General features: G+C 61.5%; 14 protein-coding genes and 4 tRNA genes. 2 read left to right on the forward strand and 16 right to left on the reverse strand.

The features are described 5' to 3' along the window. Nucleotides 1-161: 161 nt before the first annotated feature. The 13 genes from rpoB to J2Z31_RS28505 all read right to left on the reverse strand — a co-directional run bounded on the left by rpoB (nucleotide 162) and on the right by J2Z31_RS28505 (nucleotide 12,000). Nucleotides 162-4,304, reverse strand: a complete 4,143-nt coding sequence (rpoB, locus tag J2Z31_RS28445; protein WP_209607030.1) for a DNA-directed RNA polymerase subunit beta — start codon at nucleotides 4,302-4,304, stop codon at nucleotides 162-164. Between the two features lie 264 nt (nucleotides 4,305-4,568). Continuing rightward, on the reverse strand, nucleotides 4,569-4,952 hold the full coding sequence (gene rplL / locus J2Z31_RS28450; protein WP_209607032.1) for a 50S ribosomal protein L7/L12: 384 nt from the start codon (nucleotides 4,950-4,952) through the stop codon (nucleotides 4,569-4,571). A 58-nt stretch (nucleotides 4,953-5,010) separates the two neighbouring features. Next, nucleotides 5,011-5,529, reverse strand: coding sequence for a 50S ribosomal protein L10 (rplJ, locus tag J2Z31_RS28455; RefSeq protein WP_209607034.1), 519 nt, complete (start codon nucleotides 5,527-5,529; stop codon nucleotides 5,011-5,013). A gap of 326 nt (nucleotides 5,530-5,855) precedes the next feature. Continuing rightward, nucleotides 5,856-6,554 (reverse strand): 50S ribosomal protein L1, encoded by a 699-nt coding sequence (gene rplA, locus J2Z31_RS28460; protein WP_209607036.1) that lies wholly within the window; start codon nucleotides 6,552-6,554, stop codon nucleotides 5,856-5,858. Nucleotides 6,555-6,558: 4 nt separating this feature from the next. Continuing rightward, nucleotides 6,559-6,987: a 50S ribosomal protein L11 gene (gene rplK, locus J2Z31_RS28465; protein ID WP_034858872.1), complete on the reverse strand. Its 429-nt coding sequence runs from the start codon at nucleotides 6,985-6,987 to the stop codon at nucleotides 6,559-6,561. Between the two features lie 208 nt (nucleotides 6,988-7,195). Beyond that, complete coding sequence (gene nusG, locus J2Z31_RS28470; protein ID WP_209607038.1) at nucleotides 7,196-7,726, reverse strand: transcription termination/antitermination protein NusG; 531 nt, start codon at nucleotides 7,724-7,726, stop codon at nucleotides 7,196-7,198. Nucleotides 7,727-7,743: 17 nt separating this feature from the next. Then, nucleotides 7,744-7,944, reverse strand: a complete 201-nt coding sequence (secE, locus tag J2Z31_RS28475; RefSeq protein ID WP_209607040.1) for a preprotein translocase subunit SecE — start codon at nucleotides 7,942-7,944, stop codon at nucleotides 7,744-7,746. Nucleotides 7,945-8,140: 196 nt separating this feature from the next. Next, nucleotides 8,141-8,216: transfer RNA gene (locus J2Z31_RS28480), tRNA-Trp, on the reverse strand. Between the two features lie 194 nt (nucleotides 8,217-8,410). After that, complete coding sequence (locus tag J2Z31_RS28485) at nucleotides 8,411-9,310, reverse strand: NAD-dependent epimerase/dehydratase family protein (protein ID WP_209607042.1); 900 nt, start codon at nucleotides 9,308-9,310, stop codon at nucleotides 8,411-8,413. A 171-nt stretch (nucleotides 9,311-9,481) separates the two neighbouring features. Next, nucleotides 9,482-10,144 (reverse strand): hypothetical protein, encoded by a 663-nt coding sequence (locus tag J2Z31_RS28490; RefSeq protein WP_209607044.1) that lies wholly within the window; start codon nucleotides 10,142-10,144, stop codon nucleotides 9,482-9,484. A gap of 235 nt (nucleotides 10,145-10,379) precedes the next feature. Beyond that, the gene (gene tuf, locus J2Z31_RS28495; RefSeq protein ID WP_209607046.1) at nucleotides 10,380-11,555 is read right to left on the reverse strand and encodes an elongation factor Tu; all 1,176 of its coding nucleotides are present in this window, start codon (nucleotides 11,553-11,555) and stop codon (nucleotides 10,380-10,382) included. Between the two features lie 263 nt (nucleotides 11,556-11,818). Further along, nucleotides 11,819-11,892, reverse strand: a tRNA-Gly gene (locus J2Z31_RS28500). Between the two features lie 23 nt (nucleotides 11,893-11,915). Continuing rightward, a tRNA-Tyr gene (locus tag J2Z31_RS28505) sits at nucleotides 11,916-12,000 on the reverse strand. A 215-nt stretch (nucleotides 12,001-12,215) separates the two neighbouring features. Here J2Z31_RS28505 and J2Z31_RS28510 point away from each other — a divergent pair. Further along, nucleotides 12,216-13,091 (forward strand): TrmH family RNA methyltransferase, encoded by an 876-nt coding sequence (locus J2Z31_RS28510; protein WP_209607048.1) that lies wholly within the window; start codon nucleotides 12,216-12,218, stop codon nucleotides 13,089-13,091. A gap of 4 nt (nucleotides 13,092-13,095) precedes the next feature. Here J2Z31_RS28510 and J2Z31_RS28515 read toward each other — a convergent pair whose 3' ends face one another. Both J2Z31_RS28515 and J2Z31_RS28520 read right to left on the reverse strand, forming a co-directional pair. After that, entirely contained in the window at nucleotides 13,096-13,371 is a 276-nt protein-coding gene (locus J2Z31_RS28515; protein WP_209607050.1) for a hypothetical protein, read from the reverse strand. A gap of 107 nt (nucleotides 13,372-13,478) precedes the next feature. Continuing rightward, nucleotides 13,479-14,099, reverse strand: coding sequence for an FMN-dependent NADH-azoreductase (locus tag J2Z31_RS28520; protein ID WP_209607051.1), 621 nt, complete (start codon nucleotides 14,097-14,099; stop codon nucleotides 13,479-13,481). A gap of 160 nt (nucleotides 14,100-14,259) precedes the next feature. Between J2Z31_RS28520 and J2Z31_RS28525 the strand changes: the two genes are divergently transcribed. Beyond that, on the forward strand, nucleotides 14,260-15,201 hold the full coding sequence (locus J2Z31_RS28525; protein ID WP_209607053.1) for a LysR family transcriptional regulator: 942 nt from the start codon (nucleotides 14,260-14,262) through the stop codon (nucleotides 15,199-15,201). A gap of 56 nt (nucleotides 15,202-15,257) precedes the next feature. Here the strand turns inward: J2Z31_RS28525 and J2Z31_RS28530 are convergent. Next, nucleotides 15,258-15,333, reverse strand: a tRNA-Thr gene (locus tag J2Z31_RS28530). Nucleotides 15,334-15,347 lie beyond the last annotated feature (14 nt).

Raw genomic sequence — 15,347 nt, forward strand, 5'->3', positions numbered from 1 at the left:
CGCCCTGAGCTTGGCGAGGGTGCCGGCAAATCCCGGGCGCCGGCCCCTGCCCCATAAACGGCTAAAACCGCATCGCGTGCGGCCGTGTCCCTGCCGCGGGCACTCGAGAGACCCGCCGGCGGAACGGTGCGCGCCGCTTGCGGCACGCACCTGATGTCGTCTTACTCCGCTGCGTCCGGCAGCTGTGCCGCGGCGCCGAGGTCATCGACTTTCGAGTTCTCCAGCTCGACCGAGAGGCCCAGCGAGCGCATTTCCTTGACGAGAACGTTGAAGCTCTCCGGAATGCCCGCCTCGAACGTGTCGTCGCCACGTACGATCGCCTCGTAGACCTTGGTGCGGCCGGCCACGTCATCCGACTTGACCGTCAGCATTTCCTGCAGCGTGTAGGCGGCGCCGTAAGCTTCCAGCGCCCAGACTTCCATCTCGCCGAAGCGCTGACCGCCGAACTGCGCCTTGCCGCCGAGCGGCTGTTGGGTGACGAGCGAGTACGGACCGATCGAGCGGGCGTGGATCTTGTCGTCGACCAGGTGGTTGAGCTTCAGCATGTAGATGTAGCCCACCGTCACCTGCCGGTCGAACGCCTCGCCCGTGCGGCCGTCGAACAGCGTCGACTGACCGGTCACCTTCAGGCCTGCCTTCTCAAGCATCTGGTTGACGTCGGCTTCGACAGCACCGTCGAAGACCGGCGTCGCGATCGATACGCCGCGGCGGGTCTGTTCCGCCAGCCGGACGATCGATTCGTCGTCGTACTGCTTGATCGGCTCGCCCTTCGGACCGGATCCGATGACGTCGTCGATCGTATCGCGAAGCGGCTTGATGTCGCCGTTGTCGTGATAGGCGTCGAGCATCGCCCCGATCTTCCGGCCCATGCCGGCGCAAGCCCAGCCGAGATGCGTCTCGAGGATCTGGCCGACGTTCATGCGCGACGGCACGCCGAGCGGGTTCAGAACCACGTCGACATGCGTCCCATCTTCGAGGAACGGCATGTCTTCGATCGGCACGATCCGCGAAACGACACCCTTGTTGCCGTGACGGCCGGCCATCTTGTCGCCCGGCTGGATCTTGCGCTTCACGGCGACGAAGACCTTGACCATCTTCATGACGCCCGGAGGCATTTCGTCACCGCGCTGGACCTTCTCGACCTTGTCCATGAAGCGCTGTTCAAGGCGCGACTTGGACTCGTCGTACTGAGCGCGCAGCGCCTCGATCTCGCCCTGGGCCTTCTCGTCCTCGACGGCAAACATCCACCATTGTGAGCGCGGATATTCGCTGATGACGGCATTCGAGAGCTCGGTGCCCTTCTTGAAGCCCTTCGGACCGGCGACTGCGACGTGACCGCGCAGCATGTCGATCAGGCGGGCATAGACGTTGCGATCGAGGATCGCCTGTTCGTCATCGCGGTCCTTGGCGAGACGCTCGATTTCCTCGCGCTCGATCGCCATCGCACGTTCGTCCTTCTCCACGCCGTGGCGGTTGAAGACGCGAACTTCGACGACCGTGCCGAAGGTGCCCGGAGGCATGCGCATCGAAGTGTCGCGAACGTCGGAGGCCTTTTCGCCGAAAATGGCGCGCAGGAGCTTTTCTTCCGGCGTCATCGGGCTCTCGCCCTTCGGCGTGATCTTGCCGACCAGGATATCACCCGGCTGAACCTCGGCACCGATGTAGACGATACCGGCTTCATCCAGGTTCTTCAGAGCTTCTTCCGAGACGTTCGGAATGTCGCGCGTGATTTCTTCCGGACCGAGCTTCGTGTCGCGCGCCATCACCTCGAATTCCTCGATGTGAATCGACGTGAACACGTCGTCGCGCACGATCCGCTCGGAAAGCAGGATCGAGTCTTCGTAGTTGTAGCCGTTCCACGGCATGAACGCGACGAGCGCGTTGCGGCCGAGCGCCAGATCGCCGAGGTCGGTCGACGGACCGTCAGCGATGATGTCACCCTTGTTGATGACGTCACCGACGGTCACCAGCGGGCGCTGGTTGACGCAGGTGTTCTGGTTGGAGCGCTGGAACTTCTGCAGCCGGTAGATATCGACGCCCGACTTCGACGGATCGAGGTCTTCGGTGGCGCGGATAACGATACGCGTCGCGTCGACCTGGTCGACAACGCCGCCGCGGCGGGCTGCGATCGCAGCACCCGAGTCTCGCGCAACGACCGGTTCCATGCCGGTGCCGACGAACGGCGCCTCGGCGCGCAGCAGCGGCACAGCCTGACGCTGCATGTTCGAGCCCATCAGCGCGCGGTTCGCGTCGTCGTTCTCAAGGAACGGGATGAGCGCGGCCGCCACCGAAACGAGCTGCTTCGGCGAGACGTCCATCAGGTTGATGTTGTCGCGCGGTGCCAGCATGACCTCGCCGGCGTGACGGCAAACGACGAATTCTTCCGCGAAGGAGCCGTCATCGTTCAGCACCGAGTTTGCCTGCGCCACGTGGTACTTGGCTTCTTCCATCGCCGAGAGGTAGACGACGTCGTTCGTCACCTTGCCGTCGACGATCTTGCGGTACGGGCTTTCGATGAAGCCGTACTTGTTCACGCGGGCGAAGGTCGCGAGCGAGTTGATCAGACCGATGTTGGGGCCTTCGGGCGTCTCGATCGGGCAGATGCGGCCGTAGTGCGTCGGATGCACGTCGCGGACTTCGAAGCCGGCGCGTTCGCGGGTGAGACCGCCCGGGCCGAGAGCCGAAAGACGGCGCTTGTGGGTGATCTCCGACAGCGGGTTCACCTGGTCCATGAACTGCGAGAGCTGCGAGGAACCGAAGAACTCGCGAACGGCGGCCGCGGCCGGCTTCGCATTGATCAGATCCTGCGGCATGACCGTGTCGATCTCGATCGAGGACATGCGTTCCTTGATAGCGCGCTCCATCCGCAGGAGACCCAGGCGGTACTGGTTCTCCATGAGCTCGCCGACCGAACGGACGCGACGATTGCCGAGATTGTCGATGTCGTCGATTTCGCCCTTACCGTCGCGCAATTCGACCAGCATCTTGACGACGGCCAGCATGTCTTCCTTGCGAAGAATGCGAACCGTGTCCGGCACGTCCAGATCGAGGCGCATGTTCATCTTCACGCGGCCGACGGCCGAAAGGTCGTAACGCTCCGGATCGAAGAACAGCGCGTTGAACATGGCTTCCGCCGAATCCATGGTCGGCGGCTCGCCCGGACGCATCACCCGATAGATGTCGAAGAGCGCGTCCTGGCGGTTCTCGTTCTTGTCGGCGGCGAGCGTGTTGCGGATATAGGCGCCGACATTGATGTGGTCGATGTCGAGAACCGGAATCTCGTCGAAGCCAGCCTCGAGAATAACCGGCAGAGACTTCTCGTCGATCTCATCGCCCGCTTCGAGATAGATCTCACCCGTCGCGACGTTGACGATGTCCTCGGCAAGATAGTTGCCATAGAGATCGTCGTCGGTTGCCTTCAGCGCCTTCAGGCCCTTTTCCTGCAACTGCCGCAGGAGGCGGGGCGTCAGCTTCTTGCCTCCCTCGACGACGACCTCGCCGGTGTCGGCGTCGATCATGTCGGCAACGGCCTTCTGGCCCTTCAGGGCATCCGGCTGGAACGGTACGCGCCAACCATCGCCGTCGCGCTGGTAGATCGACTTCGTGTAGAAGGTGTCGAGGATTTCCTCGCCGTCCATGCCGAGCGCCATCAGGAGCGACGTCACCGGAATCTTGCGGCGACGGTCGATGCGGGCGTGGACGATGTCCTTGGCGTCGAATTCGATATCGAGCCAGGAGCCGCGATAGGGAATGACGCGCGCAGCAAAGAGCAGCTTGCCGGAAGAATGGCTCTTGCCCTTGTCATGATCGAAGAAAACGCCCGGCGAGCGGTGCATCTGCGAGACGATGACGCGCTCGGTGCCGTTGACGATGAAGGTACCGTTGTCCGTCATGAGCGGCATGTCGCCCATGTAGACGTTCTGCTCCTTGATATCCTTGATCGACTTGGCGCCGGTATCCTCGTCGATATCGAACACGATGAGGCGCAGCGTCACCTTCAGCGGCGCCGCGTAGGTCAGGTCGCGCTGGCGGCACTCCTCGACATCGAACTTCGGCGGCTCGAATTCATAGGAAACGAATTCGAGCATCGAAGCGCCCGAAAAATCCTTGATCGGAAAGACCGATTTGAAAACGGCCTGAAGTCCCTCGTCCGGACGCCCGCCCTCGGGCTCTTCCACCATGAGGAATTGGTCGTAGGACGCCTTCTGAACCTCGATGAGGTTCGGCATCTCCGCGACTTCTGGGATTTTACCAAAAAACTTGCGTACGCGCCTACGACCGTTGAACGAAAGGGTCTGAGCCATCGTCGCTCCTTGTCAATCTTGCATCCGGGCCTGCAACGGACGGGAACCGCTGGCCAGTCGATCCCGTCGATCAATGGGTAGTTCAATCTCGTCAAGCTTCCGGGAGACGCCAGCGCGGATTGCTGTGCTGTCTTCCGATCGCGACCATCCTCTTGAAGAACCCATTACCCAAAGGCCGTTTTTGACAGGCCTTTGGGTAATATGTTCCAAAAACGGTCAAAGAGAGGCGGCCACAAGGGCCCCCTCCCTTCGCATGTCGTCGAATTACTTGACGTCAACCTTGGCGCCAGCGTCTTCGAGCTTCTTCTTGAGGTCGGCAGCTTCAGCCTTGGAAACGGCTTCCTTGACCGGCTTCGGAGCGCCTTCGACGAGGTCCTTGGCTTCCTTCAGGCCGAGGCCGGTGATGCCGCGGACTTCCTTGATGACGTTGATCTTGTTGGCGCCAGCGTCAACGAGGATGACGTCGAACTCGGTCTTTTCTTCCTCAGCAGCGGCAGCAGCACCGCCAGCAGCGCCGCCGGCAGCTGCAACGGCAACCGGAGCAGCGGCAGAAACGCCCCACTTTTCTTCGAGCATCTTGGAAAGCTCGGCAGCTTCCAGGACGGTCAGCGAGGACAGGTCTTCAACGATCTTTGCGAGATCAGCCATTTTACTTTTCCTTTTGTTCGGTTCGAACTGGTATCAATTACAACAGCGAAATTCCGCCTCAGGCGGCTTCGTCCTTCTTGGCGTAGGCCGAGAACACGCGGGCAAGCTGGCTTGCCGGTGCGGCGACAACCGTCGCGACGCGGGTTGCCGGGGCATTGATGAGGCCCAGCAGCTTCGCGCGCAGCTCGTCGAGCGAAGGCAGCGTCGCGAGCGACTTGACACCTTCGGCGTTGAGCGTGGTTGCCCCCATGGAGCCACCGAGAACAACGAGCTTGTCGTTGGTCCTGGCGAAGTCCATGACGACCTTCGGAGCCGTTATCGGATCGGCGCTGAATGCGATCAGCGTCTGACCCTTGAAGAGATCTGTCATCCCTTCAGACTCCGTACCCTGAAGAGCGATCTTGGCCAGGCGGTTTTTCGCGACTTTGACGGTGCCGCCAGCAGCGCGCATCTTCGAACGGAAGTCGTTCATCTGCGCAACTGTGACACCAGCATAGTGGGCCACGACAACCGAACCGGAAGCCTTGAAGACTTCGTTCAGCTCCGTGACGAATTCGCGTTTTTCCGCTCTTTCCACTGTCTGTCTCCAGTTGACAGGGATGCTTGTCGCAGCCCTGCCGGGTTTGCCTTTGTCACCCAGGATCAACGACGATCCCAAGCGACGCTTAAGGATCCTGTCCCCTGGCGTCCCCGGGCGTCCCGGGTCAGACAAGGCAAGCGAGGTTCGAACCGAATTCCAGCGCCTCCGGCGCCATAATCCAGATCTTACCCGTCTCATGCGGGCAACGGTGATTAAGGTAAAACCACCCGCAATCTCGGACAGGAGTTCCGGACCTTCGAGGTCCGGACATTTCCGGCCCCGAAAGGCCGGAAATCGAGGTTCGGGCCGAGGCCCAAAACTTATCAGGCGGCGGTAAGCGTCGCCGGGTCGATCTTGAGGCCGGGCCCCATGGTCGACGAAAGCGCTACGCGCTTGACGTAGTTGCCTTTGGCGCCGGTCGGCTTCGCCTTGACGACGGCGTCAGCGAAGGCGCGAATGTTTTCTTCGAGCGCCTTGGCATCGAAGGATGCCTTGCCCACGCCGGCGTGAACGATACCGGCCTTCTCGACGCGGAACTCGACCGCGCCGCCCTTGGAGGCCTTCACTGCACCGGTGACGTCCATGGTTACGGTGCCGACCTTCGGGTTCGGCATCATGCCGCGCGGGCCGAGGACCTTACCGAGACGGCCGACGAGCGGCATCATGTCCGGGGTGGCGATGCAGCGATCGAAGTCGATCTTGCCGCCCTGGACGATCTCGACCAGGTCTTCCGCGCCGACGACATCGGCGCCAGCGGCCTTGGCTTCGTCAGCCTTGGCGCCACGGGCGAAAACGGCAACGCGAACCGAGCGGCCGGTGCCGTTCGGCAGGTTGACAACGCCGCGGACCATCTGGTCTGCGTGGCGCGGATCGACACCGAGATTCATCGCGACTTCGATCGTCTCGTCGAACTTGGCCGTTGCACGCTCCTTGATCAGCGTCACGGCTTCGGCGAGACCATAAAGCTTTGCCGGATCGATGCCCTCGCGGGACTTCTGTACACGCTTTGCAATCTTCGCCATGGTCTTAGCCCGTCACTTCCAGGCCCATGGACCGGGCAGAGCCCTCGACCATTGCCATTGCGCCTTCGATATCAGCCGCGTTGAGGTCCTTCATCTTGGCCTCTGCGATGGTGCGGATCTGAGCCTTGGAGATCGAGCCGGCCTTGGCCTTGCCCGGCGTCTTCGAGCCAGACTGGATCTTCGCTTCACGCTTCAGGAAGTAGCTGACCGGCGGCTGCTTCATGACGAAGGTGAAGGACTTGTCCTGGTAATAGGTGATGACGACCGGAATCGGCATACCCTTTTCCATCTCCTGCGTGGCGGCATTGAACGCCTTGCAGAATTCCATGATGTTAATGCCACGCTGACCAAGCGCAGGACCGATCGGCGGCGACGGGTTTGCCGAGCCGGCCTTCACCTGCAGCTTGAGCTGGCCTGCAACTTTCTTAGCCATTTCTCTCTGCCTCTCATTGCCCTCCCCGACCGAAGTCGACGAGGGAACTCTTCAGCCGGTCGCCCGGCCCTTTGCCGGCCGAATGGCCGGCGGCTGCGGTTGCGTGGTAGCGATTGCCCGATCCGGCTAAGACCGGCCATCTCCCACGCGCATGCGGATCACTCCGCCGAGCAGGCTCAAGCCCACCCATTCCTGTAACCTGTGTTCGTCAGACCTTTTCGACCTGGCCGTATTCCAGCTCGACCGGGGTTGCACGACCGAAGATCGATACTTCGACCTTCAAGCGCGACCGCTCCTCGTCGACATCCTGAACGGTGCCGTTGAAGGAGGCGAACGGACCATCCGAGACGCGGACCTGCTCGCCGATCTCGAACGAGACGGAAGGCTTCGGACGTTCGACACCTTCCTGAACCTGGCCGAGGATACGGTCGGCTTCGTGATCGGGAATCGGAACGGGCTTGCTGTCCGTACCGAGGAAGCCGGTGACCTTCGGCGTATTCTTGATGAGGTGGTAGGCCTCGTCGGTCAGATTGGCGCGCACGAGAACATAGCCCGGGAAGAACTTCCGCTCGGCATCCACCTTGCGCCCGCGGCGAACCTCGACCACCTTCTCGGTCGGCACGAGAATCTTCTCGAACAGATGCGACAGGCCCTTCTGCCTGGCCTTCTCCTCGATCGATTCGGCGACCTTCTTCTCGAAATTCGAATAGGCGTGAACAATATACCAGCGCGCTGCCATGCTACTCCCCACCCCGATCAAGCGCCAATATTGAGGATCAGGCTCATCAGCCAACCCAGCAACTGGTCCGCACCAAAGAAAAAGGCGGCGGCAAGAGAGACCATGACAAAGACCATCAGCGTCGAGATCGTCGTCTCGCGCCGCGAAGGCCAAGTCACTTTCGACGTTTCAGAGCGCACCTGCTGCAGAAACGCAAACGGATTCGTTTTGGATGCCATTGAATGCTCACGCCATTACGGCGCGTAAAGCCGATCTTTCAGCCCCACGCACCGCGTGTCTGTTTGGACCCTACATAAAGACCGATTCTGAAAACCACAAGAGCCAATCAGTCTTTTTTTGAATGTGTAACACGGCAAAGCCGCCTGCCCTCGGCATTCTGACTGAACTCGAACATCGAGGCAAGAATGCAGAGGCTGGCAGGGGCAGAGGGGCTCGAACCCCCGACCTGCGGTTTTGGAGACCGCCGCTCTACCAACTGAGCTATACCCCTTGACGCTGGCGCAATCCAGACTTCGGAAGCGCTCAAGTCAGCGGCTTCTTATTCAGTTTGCCGGGCGCTTTCAAGCGCATTTGCAACAAAAGCCGAAAAAGTTCCAGGAAAATTTCGGCGCCCGCCTTCGTTTCTGAAGAAGGTTGGCGCCTCGCGCCGCGTCTCCTTGGATCAAGTTCGATGAAGTACCGAACTCAACGGTCCGCTTGCACGTATTTCCGCCAGTTATGCTCCTCCTTGAAACCAAGCATCTCGCGGATCTTGCGATTCGAAAGAAGCCCCTCGAACTCCCCGATCTCCCGTCTGAAGGGAACGTTCGGGTAGAAGCGCTTGGCGAGCTCGCGAGACGGAGTATCCGCAGAAACGGTGTCATTGGCGGCGTTGAAGATCGCAAAGCCGAGCCCATCCTTCTCGACGCAGAGCTTGACGATCTGCCCAAGGTCCCGCGCGTCTATATAGCTCCAGGCAATCCGCTTGCGAATCTCCGGGTGCGCGAAATAGTGCGGGAAGTGCTCGTATTCGTGCGGCTCGATCACATTGCCGATACGCAAGGCATAGATGTCGAATCCGGAACGCTCCGCGAAGGCCCGCGCCGTCTGCTCGTTCACCACCTTGGAGAGCCCGTAGGAATCCATCGGGTTGACGTCGTAGTCCTCCTCGAGCGGAAAGTGATGGAAGTCCCGGTGGCCCTCGGCGAAGCAAACGCCGTAGGTCGTTTCGCTGGATGCGACGATGATCTTGCGGATACCGAGCTTCACCGCCGCTTCGATCACATTATAGGTTCCCATCACATTAACACGGAATGTCTCGTTGTCCGGCTTGATGAGAATGCGTGGAACGGCGGCGAAGTGGACGACGGCGTCGAAGCCCTGCGGCCCCCGCCCCGGATCGAGATCGGGGAAATCGCGGTGCATGGAAAGCGCGTTGAACATCTGGCCGCTGTCGGTGATGTCGGCGATCAGGTTGGTTACGCCTGGACTGTCGAGCGGCACAAGATCGACATTGTGCACTTCATAGCCTGCATCGACGAGATAGGGCACGGCATGCCGGCCGGCCTTGCCGGCACCGCCGGTGAACAGAATGCGCTTCTTCATGACGCCTCCCCGAGATTCGACACCACTACGGGCCGCACGTCATGTCAGAGGCGCGGCGCTGTAGCACGTTAATTTGCTGCATGTCTCCTTAAAACGAGGTCGATTTAAGGAGACATGCAGTAGGTTAGTTGCTTCGCCTCGCAACGCAAGATGCGAGCCGGAGCTCACCGCTCACCATTTCAGACCGTAGCGCAGAGTGATCAGGCTGCGCGGAGCCAACAATGGATCGACGACGGCAGCCCCGAGCTTGAGATTCCCGAACCGCTGTTCGACGCCAATGCGATCGAGACCACTGAGGCCTTCACCCGATAGCCTGCTGTCGACCACAATCGAAGTCCTGGTTGCGGTCGAGGAGAGCCTGGCGGATTGCGTCAGTTTCGGTCGACCGCAGTGTTTTTCGTAGACATTGCACTGCACGGCTATGTTCCGCTGGACCTCGGCATCTACCGTCGGCGTGACGATCCACGTCCTTGCGGTCCCGGCACCCATATTGCCGACACCGGTCAGCGGATTGAAGCCCATGCTGACCCGTGAGGAGCGTGTCACCGCCCGCGGACCGCCCTGGCGTGAAACCGTTCCCCAAAGGCGAACCGGCGCCTCCGGCGGGATGATCTTGCCGGAGGGGGCCGCTTTCAAGGAGAGCTCGGCACCGCTCGCCGCCTCCACCCGTCCCGGCGAGCGAAGGCCGAGCCGCAGCTTATAGGTGTTGGAGCCAGTCCTCGTGGGAGCCCAGACAAGCGGACCGTCTTCGCCTGCCGTTGCCGGCGCGAAAGAACCCACGCAAATCAGAGCGATGCCAGCAGCGGCGAGCCGCGCAGCGATACGTCTTTTCATTTGGGATTCCGATCCTCGGCCGTAACGGTGCCACCGGGGCATTCATCGGGATCGGAGAATAACACAGCCTGGCGGCAAAGGCCTTCGACAATCGGCGACGGCGGGCAGAACCCTGTGCCCACTGTTGCAGAGATCACACGGCGCGGTCCGACTTGACACATGCCCGACGCTGACAAGCGCGCATAAAAAAACCCCGCGGTCGCCCGCGGGGTTTCGAGATCCGGTTGTACCGGAATTACTTGATGATCGATGCGACGATGCCGGCGCCGACGGTGCGGCCGCCTTCGCGGATGGCGAAGCGCAGCTTTTCTTCCATCGCGATCGGCACGATCAGCTCGACGTCGACCGTCACGTTGTCGCCCGGCATCACCATTTCCGTGCCTTCCGGCAGCGTCACCACGCCCGTCACGTCCGTCGTGCGGAAGTAGAACTGCGGACGGTAGTTGGTGAAGAACGGCGTATGACGGCCACCTTCTTCCTTCGTCAGGATGTAGGCCTCGGCCTTGAACTTCGTGTGCGGCGTCACCGAACCCGGCTTGCACAGAATCTGGCCGCGCTCGACGCCGTTGCGGTCGACACCGCGCAGCAGCGCGCCGATGTTGTCGCCGGCCTGGCCCTGGTCGAGCAGCTTGCGGAACATTTCAACGCCGGTGCAGGTCGTCTTCGTCGTCGGACGGATGCCGACGATCTCGACTTCCTCACCGACCTTGATGATGCCGCGCTCGACGCGGCCGGTGACGACCGTGCCACGGCCGGAGATCGAGAACACGTCTTCGATCGGCATCAGGAACGGCAGGTCGACCGGACGCTCCGGCGTCGGGATGTAGGCGTCGACCGCTGCCATCAGCTCACGGATCGCGTCTTCGCCGATCTTCTTGTCGGAATCTTCGAGAGCGGCGAGCGCCGAGCCCTTGATGATCGGAATGTCGTCGCCCGGGAATTCGTAGGACGACAGCAGCTCGCGCACTTCGAGCTCGACGAGCTCGAGCAGCTCGGCGTCATCGACCTGGTCGACCTTGTTCAGGAACACGACGATCGCCGGAACGCCGACCTGGCGGGCGAGCAGGATGTGCTCGCGGGTCTGCGGCATCGGGCCGTCGGCGGCCGAAACGACGAGAATCGCGCCGTCCATCTGCGCCGCACCGGTGATCATGTTCTTGACGTAGTCGGCGTGGCCGGGGCAGTCGACGTGCGCATAGTGACGGTTCGGCGTCTCGTATTCGACGTGCGCCGTCGAGATCGTGATGCCGCGGGCCTTCTCTTCCGGCGCGGCGTCGATCTGGTCATATGCCTTGAACTCGCCGAAATACTTCGTGATCGCTGCAGTCAGCGACGTCTTGCCATGGTCAACGTGGCCAATCGTGCCGATGTTGACGTGCGGCTTGGTGCGCTCAAATTTGCTCTTTGCCATGGGTACGCTTCCTGTGGTCAAGTACGATGGATCAGCCGGCCGGGCCGGTTTGTCGAGCCGTTTAAGGGTTTCGCAGACTTTGCGCAAGACCTAATTGCGACCGCCGGATGGTACAGCCTGACCGCACTTCGCAAGTTTGTCACGAAGATTCGCCCGGTCCTGGTCTGTAGATCGTCCGCCTGTCCGAACCTCAACACAATCAGCGGCATGCGCGCATTCATTAAAGTCGTATGCGAACCAATGCGGAAACCGAGCTGGGTGGTTGGAGCGGGTAGCGGGAATCGAACCCGCGTATTCAGCTTGGAAGGCTGCTGCTCTACCATTGAGCTATACCCGCGGGCCTAAGATCCTGAAGCAGAATGGTGGAGGGAGTTGGATTTGAACCAACGTAGGCTGAGCCAACGGATTTACAGTCCGTCCCCTTTAACCACTCGGGCATCCCTCCATTATCCTGTCGGGATCAATCGACCAAGCTTTTGAGATCGTGGAAGAACCGGCGCCGTTTCGTTGCCGCCTCGCGATCTGGGCCGGGTATATGACCGTCCGCATACTTCCTGTCAACAGAGCGAAACCGAATTTTTCAGAATTTCTCCACAGCCGTGGACAGCGAGATTTCCAAAAGCGTTTCCAAGCACGGGGGAACCTCACTATAAGACGCGCATGAGCAAGGATAAGACGGGCGACAAGAGCGCCAGAGACAGCCACTATGCCAATCTTCGGCGCGCGCATCGCGATGCGCGCCGGGACCGCGGCGAGATTCCGACCCCACGGCCAGACAAGCGCAGGAAGCTGCCGCCCGACTGGAAGCCGCCGGCGCTCGCGCCCGACGAGGTCCTCCTCTATGGCCTGCATACGGTCCGTGCCGCGCTGGACAATCCTGAGCGCAACATCATCCGCCTCAGCGTCACGCAGAATGCGGCTGCCCGGCTGGAACTCGGCGAGCCGTCAAACCTCCCCTTCCCCGTCGAGATCGTGACGCCGCAGGACCTGGACCGTATTCTCGGCCCGGATGCCATTCATCAGGGGGTGATGCTGGAGACGCGGCCGCTGCCGCACCGCAGACTCGAGGCGCTGCGCGACTGCCCTTTGATCCTGGTGCTCGACCAGGTGACCGACCCGCACAATGTCGGTGCAATCATGCGTTCCGCGGTCGCCTTCGACGCCGGCGCACTGATCACGACAATGCGCCACAGCCCGACCGAATCGGGCGTGCTGGCGAAGTCCGCCTCCGGCGCACTGGAACTCATTCCCTATATCCAGATCACCAATCTCGCCGACGCGATTGAGGAACTGCACAAGCTTGGCTTTCAGACAATCGGCCTCGATTCGGAAGGCCCGCAACCGCTCGAGGCCACCTTTGCGGGAGAGCGGATCGCCCTCGTCCTCGGATCGGAAGGCAAAGGGCTGCGTCAGAAGACGCGGCAGACGGTGACGGCTCTGGCCAGGCTCGACATGCCGGGCGCCATCAAGTCGCTGAACGTCTCGAATGCCGCCGCGATCGCCATGTATGCGGCGAGGCGGCACCTGAAAAAGTGATAACTCAGTACATTCGGACGCTGGTTTGCGCGAGCTCAGCCGTCGGGCATCCGTCGCGCAATTTCTTCCAGGTGGTGACATTGAGGTTCATTTCGCAGCGCGCCAGATAGGCGACGTCGCCGACGCGAATGCAGGCGAGCTGGCCGAGCTCATATTTCACTCCATCGCGATTGCGACAGGTGCACCGCCGGTCCGGCGGGGACGCGGAAACGCTGCCGGCGACCATCGCGGCGGCCGCCAGTGACAGCGCCAGAAGCCTGAAAACGCCGAGCCCCATCATGACGGCAGAATACCGCAAATCCGCGGGAAGCTGAAACGAAGAATGCCGGTCGCTGGCGCAACCGGCATCCTTCCGCAACCGACCGGCGTGGGCGCCGGCCGAGGTGATTAGCTTGCGAGCCTGAGCACGCTGCGCTCGGCAATCGCCTTCTCCGCCTCGCCAATCGCGAACTGCTTCTGGTCGGCGCCGAGGTTCAGGCCCTCGGCTCGCACGAACTCGATGTCGGTGATCCCGAAGAAGCCGAAGACTGCCTGCAGATAGCTCTCCTGGTGGTCCATGGCAGCGGCGGCTCCGGCGGAATAGTGCCCGCCACGCGTGGAAGCGACGATGACCTTCTTGCCCTTGGCGAGGCCTTCCGGCCCGGCTTCGCTATAACGGAACGTCTTGCCGGAAACCGCCACGCGGTCGATCCAGGCTTTCAGCTGGCTCGGGATGGAGAAATTATACATGGGCGCGCCGACGACGACGATGTCGGCGGCGAGGAATTCCTCGAGCATCTGACGCCCAGCCTTGACGTCCGCCGCCAGCGCAGGCTCGACACCATCGAGGTCCGCGGGCGCCATGATCTGCGCGCCGGTCAGATGCGCCACCGGCTCGGAGACGAGGTCGTGATAGGTAACTTTCGCATCCGGCCGGTCGACCTTGATCTGCGCGACGATCGCTGCCGTCAGGCGGCGGGAAACCGAATGTTCTCCGAGGATGCCGGAGTCGATATGAAGAACGTTCATGGGAAGCACCTTTTCTTTGGGGTTGCGGTGCTCAACATATGATTTGAAAACAATCGGCCGATAAGATCGGGTATAATTGACATTGCGTTTCCCGAGGGAAACAATAGCACGAACAGGCCCGGCCGAATGATTGGGCAGTTGCCTCTGCATGGACATAAAGATGCACGATCTCAACGATATCGCCCTCTTCGCCGCGGTCGTGAAGAACAATGGCTTCAGCGCCGCCGCGCGCGACCTGAACATTCCCAAATCCAAGCTCAGCAAGCATGTGGCGCGGCTCGAGGAGCAGTTGGGCGTGCGCCTTCTTGAACGCTCGACGCGCAAACTTCGCGTCACCGAAATCGGCCGCGTGTTCTACGAGCATGCCCGGGGGGTTCTGGACGGCGTTGCGGCGGCGGAAGCCGAGGTCGCTGCCGCGCGCGGCGAGCCGACGGGCATTGTGCGGCTTGGTTGTCCGCTTGGCTTCACGCCGATGCTGGCCGATATTCTGCCCGGCTTTCATCGCCGATATCCCGGCGTGCGGCTGCTGATCACCGCGACCAACCGGCGCCTCGACCTGATCGAAGAGCGATTCGATGTCGCTCTGCGAGCCCGTGAGCAGCTCGATACCGACAGTCAGTTGATCGTGAGAAAGTTCGGCGAGACACGCTCACGACTCGCCGCCAGCCCGACGCTCCTTGCCCGTCTTGGCGACGTCACCACATCCAATCTCTCCGAGATGCCGTCGCTTTCGATGAACGAGCAGCATGCGCACGACGTCTGGCGCCTCTTTCATACCGACGGCGGATCGATCGAGATCACCCACCGGCCGGTGATCGGCTGCAGCGACTTCGTCATTCTCGAGCGTGCCGCGATCGAAGGCATGGGAATCGCGCTGCTGCCGGACCATATCTGCGAACGCGACTTCCGCGCCGGCGTGCTCGTTCCGGTGCTGCCCGAATGGACGTCCGGCGACGTGATGGTCCATCTCGTTTTTCCCTCGCGCCAGGGCATGCTGCCGGCCACCCGCGCGCTGATCGACTATCTGGCCGAGAACCTGGTCAAGGCCATGGAGCGCTGCCGCGAAATCGAACCCAAGCCGGCGATGTCGTTCGAGATTTGAAGGATGTTCCTGCCTCGTGGCAACGAACATCGAAGACGGGGTATGTCCTTGAAAAATGGTGCCCCCAGAGAGACTCGAACTCCCGACCTACTGATTACAAATCAGCCGCTCTACCAACTGAGCTATAAGGGCACTTTCCGGGGATC

The sequence above is a fragment of the Sinorhizobium kostiense genome (assembly GCF_017874595.1).
GTDB classification, from domain to species: domain Bacteria; phylum Pseudomonadota; class Alphaproteobacteria; order Rhizobiales; family Rhizobiaceae; genus Sinorhizobium; species Sinorhizobium kostiense.

Coding starts and splice junctions, on each gene's coding strand:
- rpoB (WP_209607030.1), bottom strand. CDS start 4,304: ATGGCTCAGACCCTTTCGTTCAACGGTCGTAGGCGCGTACGCAAGTTT.
- rplL (WP_209607032.1), bottom strand. CDS start 4,952: ATGGCTGATCTCGCAAAGATCGTTGAAGACCTGTCCTCGCTGACCGTC.
- rplA (WP_209607036.1), bottom strand. CDS start 6,554: ATGGCGAAGATTGCAAAGCGTGTACAGAAGTCCCGCGAGGGCATCGAT.
- rplK (WP_034858872.1), bottom strand. CDS start 6,987: ATGGCTAAGAAAGTTGCAGGCCAGCTCAAGCTGCAGGTGAAGGCCGGC.
- nusG (WP_209607038.1), bottom strand. CDS start 7,726: ATGGCAGCGCGCTGGTATATTGTTCACGCCTATTCGAATTTCGAGAAG.
- secE (WP_209607040.1), bottom strand. CDS start 7,944: ATGGCATCCAAAACGAATCCGTTTGCGTTTCTGCAGCAGGTGCGCTCT.
- J2Z31_RS28485 (WP_209607042.1), bottom strand. CDS start 9,310: ATGAAGAAGCGCATTCTGTTCACCGGCGGTGCCGGCAAGGCCGGCCGG.
- J2Z31_RS28490 (WP_209607044.1), bottom strand. CDS start 10,144: ATGAAAAGACGTATCGCTGCGCGGCTCGCCGCTGCTGGCATCGCTCTG.
- tuf (WP_209607046.1), bottom strand. CDS start 11,555: ATGGCAAAGAGCAAATTTGAGCGCACCAAGCCGCACGTCAACATCGGC.
- J2Z31_RS28510 (WP_209607048.1), top strand. CDS start 12,216: ATGAGCAAGGATAAGACGGGCGACAAGAGCGCCAGAGACAGCCACTAT.
- J2Z31_RS28515 (WP_209607050.1), bottom strand. CDS start 13,371: ATGATGGGGCTCGGCGTTTTCAGGCTTCTGGCGCTGTCACTGGCGGCC.
- J2Z31_RS28520 (WP_209607051.1), bottom strand. CDS start 14,099: ATGAACGTTCTTCATATCGACTCCGGCATCCTCGGAGAACATTCGGTT.
- J2Z31_RS28525 (WP_209607053.1), top strand. CDS start 14,260: ATGCACGATCTCAACGATATCGCCCTCTTCGCCGCGGTCGTGAAGAAC.